The organism is Streptomyces sp. NPDC028928 (assembly GCF_055564915.1).
In genome coordinates this window covers 296307-310582 of record NZ_JBVHVI010000002.1, presented here as the reverse complement: position 1 = coordinate 310582, position 14276 = coordinate 296307, and the positions used below count along the sequence as shown (strand labels likewise).

Here is a 14276-nt window from a genome sequence, read left to right as displayed (position 1 = left end):
CGCCGGTGCCCCGCCCTCTCACGCGGAGGGCGGGGCACCGTGCTGTCCGGCTGTCAGTGGTTGCGCGGGAAGCCCAGGTCCACGCCCGCCGGGGCGTCGGCCGGGTCGGGCCAGCGGGTGGTGACGACCTTGCCGCGGGTGTAGAAGTGCGTGCCGTCGTTGCCGTAGATGTGGTGGTCGCCGAAGAGCGAGTCCTTCCAGCCGCCGAAGGAGTGGTAGCCCACCGGCACCGGGATCGGGACGTTCACGCCGACCATGCCGGCCTCGATCTCCAGCTGGAAGCGGCGGGCCGCGCCGCCGTCCCGGGTGAAGATCGCGGTGCCGTTGCCGAACGGCGAGGCGTTGATGAGGGCCACGCCCTCCTCGTACGTGTCCACGCGCAGCACGCACAGCACCGGGCCGAAGATCTCGTCCTGGTACGCCTTCGCGCTGGTCGGCACCTTGTCCAGCAGCGAGATGCCGATCCAGTGGCCGTCCTCGAAGCCCTCGACGGTGTGGCCGGTGCCGTCCAGGACCACCTCGGCACCCTCCTCGGCGGCGCCGGAGACGTACGAGGCGACCTTGTCGCGGTGGGCGGCGGTGATCAGCGGGCCCATCTCGGACGTCGGGTCGTTGCCCGGGCCGATCTTGATCTTCTCGGCGCGCTCGCGGATCTTCTCCACCAGCGTGTCGCCGATGGCACCCACGGCCACGACCGCCGAGATGGCCATGCAGCGCTCGCCCGCCGAGCCGTAGGCCGCCGAGACCGCCGCGTCGGCGGCCGCGTCCAGGTCGGCGTCCGGCAGGACCAGCATGTGGTTCTTGGCGCCGCCCAGCGCCTGGACGCGCTTGCCGTTGGCGGAGGCGGTGGTGTGGATGTAGCGGGCGATCGGGGTGGAGCCGACGAAGGAGACGGCCTTGACGTCCGGGTGCTCCAGCAGCCGGTCGACGGCCACCTTGTCGCCGTGCACGACGTTGAAGACGCCGTCCGGCAGACCGGCCTCGGCGAGCAGCTCGGCGATCCTGATGGAGGCCGACGGGTCCTTCTCGGACGGCTTCAGCACAAAGGTGTTGCCGCACGCGATGGCGATCGGGAACATCCACATCGGGACCATCGCCGGGAAGTTGAACGGCGTGATGCCGGCGACGACACCGAGCGGCTGGCGGATGGCGGCGACGTCGACCCGGTTCGCGACCTGCGTGGACAGCTCGCCCTTCAGCTGGACGTTGATCCCGCAGGCCAGGTCCACGATCTCCAGGCCGCGCGCGACCTCGCCGAGCGCGTCGGAGTGCACCTTGCCGTGCTCGGCGGTGATCAGCTCGGCGATCTCGTCGCGGTGGGCGTCGAGCAGTGCCCGGAACTTGAAGAGGATGGACGTGCGCTGGGCCAGGGAGGACTGGCCCCAGGTCAGATAGGCGTCCTTGGCCGCCGCGACCGCCGCGTCCACCTCCTCGACCGACGCGAACGCGACCTTCGTGGTGACCGCGCCGGTGGCCGGGTCGGTGACCGGCCCGTACGTACCCGACGCGCCTTCGACGGTCTTGCCGCCGATCCAGTGGTTGACGATCTTCGTCATGCCCTAAGACTCCTTCTCACAGATGGCGGCGTCGGGTCGAGACGTGCCGTTCGTACAGCTCACGTGCCTTGACCGCGGACGGTCGGGTCGCGGTCTCGGCCACAGGAACATCCCACCAGGCCTGCGCCGGAGGCGCGCCCGACACAGTGTCGGACGTTTCGGTCTCCACGTAGACACATGTGGGAGTGTCGGCGGCGCGCGCCTCGGCGAGCGCCGCGCGCAGCTCCCGTACGGTCTTCGCGCGCAGCACCCGCATGCCCAGGCTGGCCGCGTTGGCGGCCAGGTCGACGGGCAGCGGGGCGCCGGTGTACGTCCCCTCCTCGGTCGGGAAGCGGTAGGCGGTGCCGAACCGCTCGCCGCCCACCGACTCCGAGAGCCCGCCGATCGAGGCGTACCCGTGGTTCTGCACCAGAAGGATCTTGATCGCGATGCCTTCCTGGACCGCGGTCACGATCTCCGTCGGCATCATCAGATACGTACCGTCTCCGACCAGCGCCCACACGTTCCGCTCGGGTGCGGCGAGCTTCACGCCGAGGGCGGCCGGGATCTCGTAGCCCATGCAGGAGTAGCCGTACTCCAGGTGGTACTGGTCGGACGACCGCGCCCGCCACAGCTTGTGCAGGTCGCCGGGGAGTGAACCGGCCGCGTTGATGATGATGTCCGACTCGTCCACCAGCGCGTCCAGGGCGCCGAGGACCTGCGGCTGGGACGGCCGTGCGTCCGGCTCCTCGGCCTCGAAGCAGGCGTCGACGCGCTGTTCCCAGCGTTCCTTGTCCTGCGTGTACTCGGTGACGTAGGAGTCGGCGACGGTGTGCCCGTGCATGACCAGCGCCTCGGTCAGCTCGCCCAGGCCGCTGCGGGCGTCGGCGATCAGCGGGAGTCCGGCCAGCTTGTGGCCGTCGAAGGGCGCGATGTTCAGGTTCAGGAAGCGGACGTCCGGGTTCTCGAAGAGGGTGCCGGAGGCCGTGGTGAAGTCGGTGTAGCGGGTGCCGACGCCGATCACCAGGTCCGCGGTGCGGGCCAGCTCGTCGGCAGTCGCGGTGCCGGTGTGGCCGATCCCGCCGATGTCCTGCGGATGGTCGTAACGCAGCGAGCCCTTCCCGGCCTGGGTGGAGGCGACCGGGATGCGGGTCGCCGCCGCGAACTCCGCGAGGGCCTCCTCGGCGCGGCTGTGGTGGACCCCGCCGCCCGCGATCACCAGCGGCCTTCGGGCGGAAAGGATCGCCTGGACCGCCTCCGCCTGCTCGGTCGGGTCCGCGCCGGGCCGCCGTACAGTCCACACGCGCGTCGCGAAGAACTCCTCCGGCCAGTCGAAGGCCTCCGCCTGCACGTCCTGCGGGAGGGCGAGGGTGACCGCGCCGGTCTCGACGGGGTCGGTGAGGACCCGCATGGCCTGGAGCGCGCTCGGAATCAGGGCCTCCGGCCGGGTGATGCGGTCGAAGTACTTCGACACCGGGCGCAGCGTGTCGTTGACCGACACATCGCCCGCGTACGGCACCTCCAGCTGCTGAAGGACCGGATCGGCGGGGCGGGCGGCGAAGACGTCACCGGGCAGGAGCAGCACGGGCAGGTGGTTGATGGTGGCGAGGGCGGCGCCGGTGACCAGGTTGGTCGCCCCGGGGCCGATCGACGTCGTCACCGCGTGCGTGGACAGGCGGTTCGACTGGCGGGCGTAGCCGACCGCCGCGTGCACCATGGACTGCTCGTTGCGTCCCTGGTGGTACGGCATCACGTCGGCGTACTCGATCAACGCCTGGCCGATGCCGGCGACGTTGCCGTGCCCGAAGATGCCCCAGGTGGCGCCGATCAGCCGCCGCCGCTCGCCGTCGCGTTCGGTGTACTGGGCGGCGAGGAAGCGGACGAGCGCCTGGGCGACGGTCAGCCGGATCGTCATCGGTACCCCCCTGTGGTCTCGGTGTGGTCGGGGTGGAAGCAGATCCGCCACTCGCGGGTCTGCCCGGGGCCCGCCATGACGTTCAGGTAGTACATGTCGTGCCCGGGCTGGGCGATGGACGGGCCGTGCCAGCCGTCGGGCACGAGGACGGCGTCGCCGGAGCGGACCTCGGCGAGGACGTCCGCCCCGCCCTCCCGCGAGGGGAACACGCGCTGGTAGCCCAGCCCGTTCGGGCCGTCGATCTCGAAGTAGTAGATCTCCTCCAGCTCGGACTCCTCGCCCGGCCGGTGCTCGTCGTGCTTGTGCGGCGGGTACGAGGACCAGTTGCCGCCCGGGGTGATCACCTCCACGGCGATCAGCTTGTCGCACTCGAAGGAGTCGGCGGAGGCGAAGTTGCGCACCCGGCGGGCGCAGGCGCCGCTGCCGCGCTCCTCGACGGGGACCTCCGGCGCGGGGCCGTAGCGGGCGGGGAGTCGTCGCTCGCACTTCGCTCCTGCCAGGGCGAAGCGGCCTCCCGCGCCGGAGGCGATCAGGACCCGGGCGTCCCGGGGAACGTACGCGAAGTCGGAGACGCTCGCGAACACGCTCTCCCGGCCCAGGAGTTGGAACTCGCACTGCTCGTTTGACGCAGTTTCAATTTGTACGGTACATCCGCCTTCCAGCGGAAGCACGATCCACTCACTGTCCCCGGTGGCGCACACATGACTGCCACCGGGCGCCAACTCGACGACCCGCAGGCTGCTGTGTGTCCAGCCGGCCACCTTGGGATCGATGTCGACGACGTACGGGGCGTTCGCGGTGGCGCCCCGGGGCAGATGCAGATCGGTGCTGGTCATGCGGCCCTCACAGCAGTCCTACGGCGGTGTCCACGGCGGCGGCCACATCGCCGTCCGCCGGGTACAGCAGCGAGCGGCCGACCACCAGGCCGCGCACGGTGGGGAGTCGGAGTGCGCCGCGCCACTTCTCGTAGGCGGCGACCTGGTCCTCGGGCGAGTCGCCGATGTCCCCGCCGAGCAGTACGGCGGGCAGCGTGGAGGTCTCCATGACCCGGGCCATGTCGTCGGGGTTCTCGGTGACCGGCACCTTCAGCCAGGTGTAGGCCGAGGAACCGCCGAGGCCGGAGGCGATGGCGATGGACCGGGTGACCGCCTCGGCGGACAGGTCGTTCGTCACCTTCCCCTCCGGGGTGCGGCGGCTGATGAACGGCTCCACGAACACCGGCAGCCGGCGCGCGGCCATGGCGTCGATGGCGCGGGCGGTGGACTCGAGGGTGGTCAGGGAGCCCGGGTCGGCGTAGTCGACGCGCAGCAGCAGCTTGCCCGCGTCGAAGCCGAGCCGCTCGATGTCCTCCGGGCGGTGGCCGGTGAACCGGTCGTCCAGCTCGAAGCTGGCTCCCTGCAGCCCGCCGCGGTTCATGGAGCCCATGACGACCTTGTGGTCCAGGGCGCCGAGCAGGAGCAGGTCGTCCAGGATGTCGGCGGTGGCGAGGACGCCGTCGACGCCGGGCCGGGACAGCGCGAGACAGAGCCGTTCGAGCAGGTCGGCGCGGTTGGCCATGGCGAGCTTGCGGTCACCGACGCCGAGCGCGCCGCGGGCCGGGTGGTCGGCGGCGACGATCATCAGCCGGCCGGTCTCGTTCAGCAGCGGCCTGCGCGCCCGACGTGCGGCGGCCTCGGCGATCGCCTCGGGGTGGCGGGTGCGGAGGCGGACGAGTTCGGCCACGTCGACGCGGGGAGTACGGGTGCCCGAGCCGCCTTCGTGATGCGTGCCCGTGACACGGCCGGCCCTCACAGCACCGCTCCGGCGTCGAGCGCGGCGGCCACCTCGTCGGGGGTGGGCATCGCGGAGGAACACTCCAGGCGGGAGGCGACGATGGCGCCGGCCGCGTTGGCGTGCCGCATGATCGTCTCCAGGTCCCAGCCGGCCAGCAGGCCGTGGCAGAGGGAGCCGCCGAAGGCGTCTCCGGCGCCGAGTCCGTTGAGGACGGTGACGGGCAGCGGCGGCACCTCGGCGGTCTCGCCCTGCCGGTTGACGGCGAGGACTCCCTTGGGCCCCTGTTTGACCACGGCCAGTTCGACACCGGCGTCCAGCAGGGCGCGGGCGGCGGCATGCGGGTCGCGCACGCCGGTCGCGACCTCCACCTCGTCCAGGTTGCCGACGGCGACGGTGGTGTGGCGCAGGGCCTCGGCGTAGAAGGGGCGGGCGGTGTCGGGGTCGGCCCAGAACATGGGGCGCCAGTCGAGGTCGAAGACGGTGATGCCCGCCTTGGCCCGGTGGGCGAGGGCCGCGAGGGTCGCCGTACGGCTCGGCTCCTCGCTCAGGCCGGTGCCGGTGACCCAGAAGATCCGGGCCTCGCGGATGGCGTCCAGGTCCAGCTCGTGGGCGTCGATCTCCAGGTCGGGCGCCTTGGGCTGCCGGTAGAAGTAGAGCGGGAAGTCGTCCGGCGGGAAGACCTCGCAGAAGGTGACCGGGGTCGGCAGCCCGGGGACGGGGGTGACCCAGCGGTCGTCGACGCCCAAACCGCGCAGCGCCTCGTGGAGGTAGGCGCCGAACGGGTCGTCGCCGGTACGGGTGATCACGGCCGTGTGCCGGCCGAGCCGGGCGGCGGCGACCGCGACGTTCGTCGCCGACCCGCCGAGGAACTTGCCGAAGGACGACACCCGGGCGAGCGGGACACCGGTCTGCAGCGGGTAGAGGTCCACTCCGATCCGCCCCATGGTGATCAGGTCGTAGGCCATCGGCTTCCCTTCGTCATGGCTCTCCCCGGCTTTCTAGTCCCGCGCGGTGAGCGCTGTCAATATTTTGTCCAGACATTCGGACCAGTTCCCCCCGGGGGCGGGAGTGGGATGCCTCCCCATGGTTGCCCTTTGTGATCGCTGTGTCACAAGGAGCCCCTTCTCGTCACAGATGTCGCAAGTGCGCGGGCTCTCCGTCACATCTGGTCAACAGGGGCTCTTCGGTGGTCACTCTGCGTCGTCCACCGGGCACAGGGTGGGTGATCAGCGCAGCGCCCGGTCCCCCCGGCGGCCGTTCCCGGTCGTCGCCGCGGTGCGCGCGGGGAGGTGCAACGCATGGCCGACCGAAGGCTCTGGTCCTACAAGGAGATCGCGGCGCACATCCGGGTGCAGCCGGACACCGTACGGTCCTATCGCAAGCACGGGCTGCTGCCCCCGCCCGACCACGTCGAGGGGGGCAAGCCCTACTGGTACGCCGACACGGTCCGGGCCTGGGTCGCCTCCCGCCCCGGCAACCGCGGCCGCAGAGACGACTGACCTCTCTCCCGGGGAGCGACGGCCGGGCGGCCGGCGGGGCGGGCGTCAGCTCCAGGGTTCGATGACCGTGACGCCGGCGCCCGGTGCCGTGTCCATCGCCGCGAGCGCCGCCGGGGCCTCGTCGAGGGTGATCGTCCGGGTCACGAGGAGGTCCGGGCGCAGGACGCCGGCGCGGACCAGGTGCAGCATGCCGGGGTAGGCGTGGGCGGCCATGCCGTGGCTGCCGAGCAGTTCCAGCTCCAGGGCCACGGCGCGGGCCAGCGGCACCGGGGTGGTGCCGTCGGCCGAGGGCAGCAGGCCGACCTGGACGTGCCGGCCGCGGCGGCGCAGACCGTTCACCGAGGCCGCGCAGGTGGCGGGCGAGCCGAGGGCGTCGAGGGAAAGGTGGGCGCCTCCACCGGTCAGTTCGCGGACGGCGGCGGCCGGGTCGGACACGCCGGTGGCGTCCAGGCACGCGGCGGCACCGAACGTCCGCGCCAGTTCGAGCGCTCGCGGTGACACGTCGACGGCGACCACCCGGGCCCCGGAGGCCGCCGCGATCATCACCGCCGACAGGCCGACCCCGCCGCAGCCGTGCACCGCGACCCACTCCCCGGCCGCCACCCGGCCCTGCTGCACCACGGCCCGGAACGCGGTGGCGAAACGGCAGCCGAGGGCGGCGGCGGTGGCGTACGCCATGTCGTCCGGGAGCGCGACGAGATTGACGTCGGCGTGGTCGAGCGCGACGTACTCGGCGAAGGAGCCCCAGTGGTGGAAGCCGGGCTGGGTCTGCCGTTCGCACACCTGCTGGTCGCCCGCCGCGCAGGACGGGCAGCTGCCGCAGGCGCAGACGAACGGCGCGGTGACCCGGTCGCCGGGCCGCCAGCCGGTCACCCGGGCGCCCACCGCCTCGACCACACCGGCGAGTTCGTGACCCGGCACGTGCGGCAGCGTGATGTCCGGGTCGTGGCCCATCCAGCCGTGCCAGTCGCTGCGGCAGAGGCCGGTCGCCTCGACACGGACGGTCACGCCGTGCTCCGCGGGCTGCGGGTCGGGTACGTCCCGCACCTCGGCCGGCCTTCCGTACTCCTCGAACATCACCGCGCGCATGCATGCTCCTTCCGGGAACCTGCGCGAAGGCTAGACGCTCCGGGGGCCGCCGGAGTGTGTCACCAGTTCGGATTCGTCGTGGCTGGTGGCGCCGTTCCCCGCATCCCCGCGGGGCGCCTCCTGTTCCCCCTCGCTCACTCCGAACCGGTCGTGGAAGCGCCTCAGCCATCCCGGCGCCCACCAGGTCGCCCGCCCCGTCAGCCGCATGATGGCCGGAACCAGGAGGCTGCGGACCACCATCGCGTCCATCAGCACCGCGAGGGCGATGCCGAGGCCCAGCATCTTGGTGTTGGTCACCCGGGAGGTGCCTATCGCCACCATCACCACCGCGAGGATGACCGCCGCCGCGGTGATCAGCCCGCCCGTGCGCTGGAGTCCGTGCCGCACGGCCGCGTTGTGGTCGCCCGTGCGGTCGTACTCCTCCTTGATGCGGGAGAGCAGGAACACGCCGTAGTCCATGGAGAGGCCGAAGGCCACGCAGAACATCAGGACGGGCAGGGTGGTCTCGATCGAGCCGGAGCTGGTGAAGCCGAGCGGTCCGGACAGGTGGCCGTCCTGGAAGACCCAGACGACCGCGCCGAACATCGCCGTCAGGCTGAGCGCGTTGAGCACCACGGCCTGGAGCGGTATCAGCACGCTGCCGGTGAGCAGGAAGACCAGCAGGAGCGTGACGACGGCTATGAACACCGCCGCCCAGGGCAGGCGCTCGGCTATCGCGTGCTTGGTGTCCACGAGGACGGCGGCCGTGCCGGTCACTTTGGTGTCGAAGGGGGCGTGCAGCGCGCGCAGGTCGCCGACCAGGCGCTGGGCGGGGTCGTCCACCGCCTCGCCCCCGGGCTGGACCGTGAAGTAGGCGGTGTCGCCCTCGACCAGGGGGCCGTCGACGCGGGCCACCTCGGGCAGGGCGGCCACCCGCTGCTTGTAGGCGGCGTACTGGGCGGTGGTGGCCCGGCCCTCGGCGAGGACTTCGAGGCCGCCGCCGGGGCTGCCCGGGAAGCTCTCGCGGATGTGCTGCTGCACCACGTGGGACTCGGCGGCCGAGGGCAGCTGCCGGTCGTCGGCCGTACCGAACTTCACGCCCAGGAAGGGCAGTCCGAGCACCATCAGCAGGGCGGTGGTGCCGAGGGCGAAGAGCGGGGCGCGGCGCATCACCAGGCCGGCCGTGCGCGCCCAGGCGGTGCCCTCGGCCGGTTTCGGCTCGCGGGCCCGGCGGAACAGGCGGCGCAGGTCGAGGGAGTTGACCCGGTGGCCGAGCAGGACCAGCGCGGCGGGGAGCAGGATCAGGGCGGCGGCCGCGGCGAGCAGGACCACGGCGATGCCGGCGTAGGCGAAGGACCGCAGGAAGTACTGCGGGAAGAGCATCATGGCGGCCAGGGAGACCGCGACCGTCAGGGCGGAGAAGAGCACGGTGCGGCCGGCCGTGCGCAGGGTCGTACCCACCGCGGTCAGCGGGTCGGCGCCGGTGGACAGCTCCTCCCGGTAGCGGCGGACGATGAAGAGCGCGTAGTCGATGGCGAGGCCGAGACCGAGGGCCGTGGTGAGGTTCAGCGCGAAGACGGAGACGTCGGTGAAGCTGGTCAGGCCGCGCAGCACCGCGTTCGTGCCCAGGATGGCGACGACGCCGATGCCCAGCGGGAGCAGGGCCGCCACCGCGCTGCCGAAGACCATGACCAGCAGCACCAGGGTGATCGGCAGGGCGATCAGCTCGGCGCGGGTGAGGTCCTCCTTGATGATCGTCTGCATCTCGTGCCGCACCGCGACGATGCCGCCGAGCTTCACCCGGACCGGGCCGTGCGTGCCCCGGTAGTGGGGCGCTATGCGGTCCAGGGTGCGGCCCGTCGCGGTCTCGTCGCCGGTGATGCGGGCGGCGATCAGGGCTTCGTGGCCGTCCTCGGCGCGCAGGGCCGGGGCCTGGGCGGGGGTGGCCTGCCAGTAGGAGCCGACGCCGGTCACGCCCGGCTCGCCCGCCAGTCGCCGGGCCAGCGCGCGGGCCTCCGCGGCCACCGCCGGGTCGTCCACCGAGGCGCGGCCCGCGTCCACCAGGAGCAGCATGTTCGGCTGCGAGCCGGGGAACTCGCGCTCCAGCGCCCTGGTCGCGTACGTCGACTCGGCCGCCGGGTCCTCCCAGCCGCCGCTGCCGAGCCGGTCCGCGACCCCGCTGCCGGCCAGCACGGCGAGGGCGGTGAGCACCAGGGCCACCAGGAGCGACAGGCGGGGCCGGGCGGTGACGAATCGCGTCCAGCCGCCGATCCGGGGCGGTGCGTCCGCGGGCCGCGGCGCCTTGTTGACTTCGGTCATCGTGCGGTGTCCCCTTCACCCTGACCAGCGCGGCCGTGCGCGAGCACGGCAGCATGGAGCAGTCATTGCCATAGACTGAAAAACACGAGAGATCGCTCGTGTTTCACCAGAATGCGAGCGACCACTCGCGTTTGTCAATCGCGTTCGGAGAGCTGGGGATAACGCGTGTCCGACACCACAGAGAAGGAGCCGCAGCCGCGCCGTCGCCAGGCCCGCGGCGAGCGCCGTATCGCACAGCTGCTCCAAGCCGCCGCCCAGGTCTTCTGCACCACCGGCTACACCGCCGCCAGCACCAACGCCATCGCCCGCGAGGCGGGCGTCTCGCCCGGCACGCTCTACCAGTTCTTCCCGAACAAGGAAGCGATCGCGATCGAGCTGGGCGACCGGCTGATGCACGAGATGCGGGAGGCGTACGGCGAGGCGCTGGCCCCGGTCGACCCCACCACCCCGCTGGAGGAGGCGATCGGGTCGGCCGTCGACCGGTTCATGGCCTTCAACACCGACCACCCGGTGTTCTTCGCGCTCATGCACGGCCCCGACATCCCGGGCCGGATGGCCGAGGCGCACGACCAGCTGCACACGACCGTGATCGGCCGGATAGAGGCGCTGCTCGGCTCGCTCATGCCGGACGCCGCCCCGGCCGACGTCACCCGCACCGCCCGCGTCTGCCTCGGCGTCTACAAGGCCGGCCTGGAACTGGTCCTGGCCCACGAGGGCGCCGAGCGCGCGGCCTACATCCAGGAGACCAAGGACGTCCTGATCCGCTACCTGGAGCCGCTGGCCGGTGACCGGCTCGGGGCCCCCACGGTGGATTAATACCCCCTAGGGGTATAGTGTGGTGAGCGTGGGATCCCCTCCGCGGACCCCACCGGCCCCACACGCCTCGACGAGGAGTAACGACATGACCGCTCAGACCGACACCCCGGGCCCCGTCACCACCGTCTACAAGGTGACCGGCATGAGCTGTGGCCACTGCGAGGGATCCGTCTCCGGCGAGATCTCGCAGATCCCGGGCGTCAGCTCGGTGAAGGCCGTCGCGTCGACCGGCGAGGTGACCGTCGTCTCCGCGGCCCCGCTGGACGAGGAGGCCGTGCGCGCCGCCGTGGACGAGGCCGGCTTCGAGCTGGCCGGCAAGGCCTGAGGAAGAAGCCGGGCAGAAGCCGGGAAGACCCCGGGCGGAACCCCGGGAGGAACCCTGGGCGGAACCCCGGGAGGGACCCCGGGAGGGACCCTGGGCGGAACCCCGGGAGGAACCCGGAAAGAACCCGGGGAAACCCTTCGATCCCCCGACCGGGCCGTACCGACCAGCTGATACTGGATCCGTACGGCCCGGTCCGATGTCTGGAGTCCGGACATGACCAGCACCACCGCAGAGACGGCCGCCGGCGCGGGCACGACCTCCGAGGTCGAGCTGCTCATCGGCGGAATGACCTGCGCCTCCTGCGCCGCCCGGGTGGAGAAGAAGCTCAACCGGATGGACGGCGTCAGCGCCACCGTCAACTTCGCCACCGAGAAGGCCAAAGTCGCCTACGCCGACGGCGTCCAGGTCGCCGACCTGATCGCCACCGTCGAGAAGACCGGTTACACCGCCGAGGAACCCCCGCCGCCCGAACCCGCGCCCGAAGCCCAACCGGAAACCCCCGCACCGGACGCCGAACTCGGCGCCCTCCGCCACCGCCTGCTCGTCTCCGCGCTGCTCGCCGCCCCCGTGGTCCTGCTCGCGATGGTCCCGGCGCTCCAGTTCGACAACTGGCAGTGGCTCTCGCTGACCCTCGCCGCACCGGTCGTCGTCTGGGGTGGCCGGCCCTTCCACCAGGCCGCCTGGACCAATCTGCGGCACGGCGCCGCCACCATGGACACCCTCGTCTCGGTCGGCACGCTGGCCGCCTTCGGCTGGTCACTGTGGGCGCTGTTCTTCGGCGACGCGGGCATGCCCGGCATGCACGACGAGTTCCGCCTCACCGTCGCCCGCATGGACGGCGCCTCCACGATCTACCTGGAGGTCGCCTCCGGAGTCGTCGCGCTGATCCTGCTGGGCCGCTATCTGGAGGCCCGCTCCAAGCGCCGCGCGGGCGCCGCCCTGAAGGCCCTGATGGAGCTGGGCGCCAAGGACGTGGCGGTGCTCCGGGAAGGCCGCGAGGTGCGGATCCCGGTGTCGTCCCTGGCCGTCGGCGACCGGTTCGTCGTACGGCCCGGCGAGAAGATCGCCACCGACGGAACGGTGGTCGAGGGCGTCTCCGCGGTGGACGCCTCCATGCTGACCGGCGAGTCCGTGCCGGTCGACGTGGGCCCCGGCGACCGGGTCACCGGCGCCACGGTCAACGCGGGCGGCCGGCTGGTCGTAGAGGCCACCCGGGTCGGCGCGGACACGCAGCTGGCCCGGATGGCGAGGCTGGTGGAGGACGCGCAGAACGGCAAGGCCGAGGTGCAGCGACTCGCCGACCGGATCTCCGCCGTCTTCGTACCCGTGGTCATCCTCATCGCGCTCGGCACCTTCGGCGCCTGGCTGGGTGTCACCGGCGACACGGCCGCCGCTTTCACGGCCGCCGTCGCCGTACTGATCATCGCCTGCCCCTGCGCGCTGGGCCTCGCCACCCCGACCGCGCTGATGGTCGGCACCGGCCGCGGCGCCCAGCTCGGCATCCTGATCAAGGGCCCCGAGGTGCTGGAGTCCACGCGCCGCGTCGACACGGTGGTCCTCGACAAGACCGGCACGGTCACCACGGGCCGGATGAGCCTGCAGGCGGTGTACGTCGCCGAGGGCGAGGACGAGAAGGAGCTGCTGCGGCTCGCGGGCGCCCTGGAGCACGCCTCCGAGCACCCGGTGGCCCGCGCGCTCGCCGCCGGCGCCGAGGACCGCGCCGGGGCCCTGCCGGTGGTCGAGCACTTCGAGAACGTTCCCGGGCGGGGCGTACGCGGACGCGTGGACGGCCGTGAGGTGGCCGTGGGGCGCCTGTACGACGTCCTGCCGGAGGAGTTGGCCCGCGCGGCCCGGGAGGCCGAGCAGGAGGGCCGTACGGCCGTCGTGGCGGGCTGGGACGGGCGGGCCCGCGGGGTCCTCGCCGTCGCCGACGCGGTCAAGGACACCAGCGCCGAGGCGGTCCGCGAGCTGCGCGCGCTGAGGCTGACGCCGGTGCTGCTCACCGGCGACAACCGGACCGTCGCCGAGGCGGTCGCGCGGACGGTCGGCATCGACTCCGCGCACGTGTACGCCGAGGTGCTGCCCGAGGACAAGGTGGACGTCGTACGACGGCTGCAGCGCGAGGGGCGCGCTGTGGCCATGGTCGGCGACGGGGTGAACGACGCGGCCGCGCTCGCCACCGCCGACCTGGGCCTGGCCATGGGCACCGGCACGGACGCGGCGATCGAGGCCGGCGATCTGACGCTGGTGCGCGGGGACCTGCGGGTGGCCGCCGACGCGATCCGGCTGTCCCGCCGGACGCTGGCCACCATCAAGGGCAATCTCGTGTGGGCCTTCGGCTACAACGTCGCCGCGCTGCCGCTGGCCGCCGCGGGGCTGCTCAACCCGATGATCGCGGGGGCGGCGATGGCCTTCTCCTCGGTGTTCGTGGTGACCAACAGCCTGCGGTTGCGGGCCTTCCGGTGAGCCGGCGGTGACACTGCGGGGACCGGTGGCGATTGCCGTGGCCGATATAGGAGTCCCCCTAGAGTCCGGCGCGCGCCTCACATAAGCTCTTCACAAGGCTCGCGCATCATCCTTACGCTTGAGCCCCGATTGCTGTATCGGGGCTCTTGCGCACTTAAAGGACATATGCAAGAGACGCAGATCACAGTGATGCGAACGTAACCATCGAAGGGGTTCGAAGGTCTAAGTTGGCGATGTCAGACCAGCGTCTTGGGGGGCGCTGACTGGCATCTGGGGATGTCTTGGGGGACTTCCTCAGAGATGCGTTGCCGGGGCACGTACACCGGGAAGCTTTGAGCGGCCCTCCCAGCGTGCGTTGTCCCGGCAGATCGCACCGCATCACTGGAGTACGGCGAGTTTTGCTCGTTGTGCTCACAGACAGCGATTCAGGCGCTGTCCTCTCCGAGCGCCCGGCCGGATCCCGTGGGGGGAATCCGCACCGGGACATGGGAAGGCGCCCTGGTCGTCGGCCCGTGGGGGGACCGGCGACTCAGGGCGCCTTCTGCTTCTCGCTTCTGGCT

11 protein-coding genes are annotated in these 14276 nt (G+C 72.0%); 4 read left to right on the top strand and 7 right to left on the bottom strand.

Going from position 1 to position 14276, the window contains the following annotated elements:
* Positions 1–53: 53 nt before the first annotated feature.
* The 5 genes from mmsA to iolC all read right to left on the bottom strand — a co-directional run bounded on the left by mmsA (position 54) and on the right by iolC (position 6188).
* Positions 54–1556 carry a CoA-acylating methylmalonate-semialdehyde dehydrogenase gene (mmsA, locus tag ACZ4U1_RS07260; protein ID WP_467900674.1) on the bottom strand — a complete coding sequence of 501 codons (1503 nt, stop codon included), beginning with the start codon at positions 1554–1556 and terminating at the stop codon, positions 54–56.
* Positions 1557–1572: 16 nt separating this feature from the next.
* Positions 1573–3450: a 3D-(3,5/4)-trihydroxycyclohexane-1,2-dione acylhydrolase (decyclizing) gene (iolD, locus tag ACZ4U1_RS07255; RefSeq protein ID WP_467900671.1), complete on the bottom strand. Its 1878-nt coding sequence runs from the start codon at positions 3448–3450 to the stop codon at positions 1573–1575.
* A complete protein-coding gene (iolB, locus tag ACZ4U1_RS07250) occupies positions 3447–4286 on the bottom strand; it encodes a 5-deoxy-glucuronate isomerase (protein ID WP_467900669.1) in 840 nt (279 codons plus the stop codon). Before iolB ends, iolD begins: the two co-directional genes overlap by 4 nt.
* A 7-nt stretch (positions 4287–4293) precedes the next feature.
* Positions 4294–5172 (bottom strand): Cgl0159 family (beta/alpha)8-fold protein, encoded by an 879-nt coding sequence (locus ACZ4U1_RS07245; protein ID WP_467900667.1) that lies wholly within the window; start codon positions 5170–5172, stop codon positions 4294–4296.
* A 65-nt stretch (positions 5173–5237) separates the two neighbouring features.
* Positions 5238–6188, bottom strand: coding sequence for a 5-dehydro-2-deoxygluconokinase (iolC, locus tag ACZ4U1_RS07240; RefSeq protein WP_467900665.1), 951 nt, complete (start codon positions 6186–6188; stop codon positions 5238–5240).
* A 333-nt stretch (positions 6189–6521) separates the two neighbouring features.
* On the opposite strand from iolC, the gene ACZ4U1_RS07235 reads away from it, so the two are divergent.
* Entirely contained in the window at positions 6522–6722 is a 201-nt protein-coding gene (locus ACZ4U1_RS07235; protein WP_030993109.1) for a helix-turn-helix transcriptional regulator, read from the top strand.
* A gap of 45 nt (positions 6723–6767) precedes the next feature.
* Here ACZ4U1_RS07235 and ACZ4U1_RS07230 read toward each other — a convergent pair whose 3' ends face one another.
* Both ACZ4U1_RS07230 and ACZ4U1_RS07225 read right to left on the bottom strand, forming a co-directional pair.
* A complete protein-coding gene (locus ACZ4U1_RS07230) occupies positions 6768–7811 on the bottom strand; it encodes a zinc-dependent alcohol dehydrogenase family protein (RefSeq protein WP_467900662.1) in 1044 nt (347 codons plus the stop codon).
* Between the two features lie 30 nt (positions 7812–7841).
* The gene (locus ACZ4U1_RS07225) at positions 7842–10109 is read right to left on the bottom strand and encodes an MMPL family transporter (RefSeq protein WP_467900660.1); all 2268 of its coding nucleotides are present in this window, start codon (positions 10107–10109) and stop codon (positions 7842–7844) included.
* A gap of 165 nt (positions 10110–10274) precedes the next feature.
* Here ACZ4U1_RS07225 and ACZ4U1_RS07220 point away from each other — a divergent pair, with 165 nt between their 5' ends.
* From ACZ4U1_RS07220 to ACZ4U1_RS07210, 3 genes are all read left to right on the top strand, one after another.
* Positions 10275–10925, top strand: coding sequence for a TetR/AcrR family transcriptional regulator (locus ACZ4U1_RS07220; protein WP_467900658.1), 651 nt, complete (start codon positions 10275–10277; stop codon positions 10923–10925).
* A gap of 85 nt (positions 10926–11010) precedes the next feature.
* Entirely contained in the window at positions 11011–11250 is a 240-nt protein-coding gene (locus tag ACZ4U1_RS07215) for a heavy-metal-associated domain-containing protein (RefSeq protein ID WP_189294377.1), read from the top strand.
* Positions 11251–11463: 213 nt separating this feature from the next.
* On the top strand, positions 11464–13716 hold the full coding sequence (locus tag ACZ4U1_RS07210; RefSeq protein WP_467900654.1) for a heavy metal translocating P-type ATPase: 2253 nt from the start codon (positions 11464–11466) through the stop codon (positions 13714–13716).
* The last annotated feature ends 560 nt before the right edge of the window (positions 13717–14276 follow it).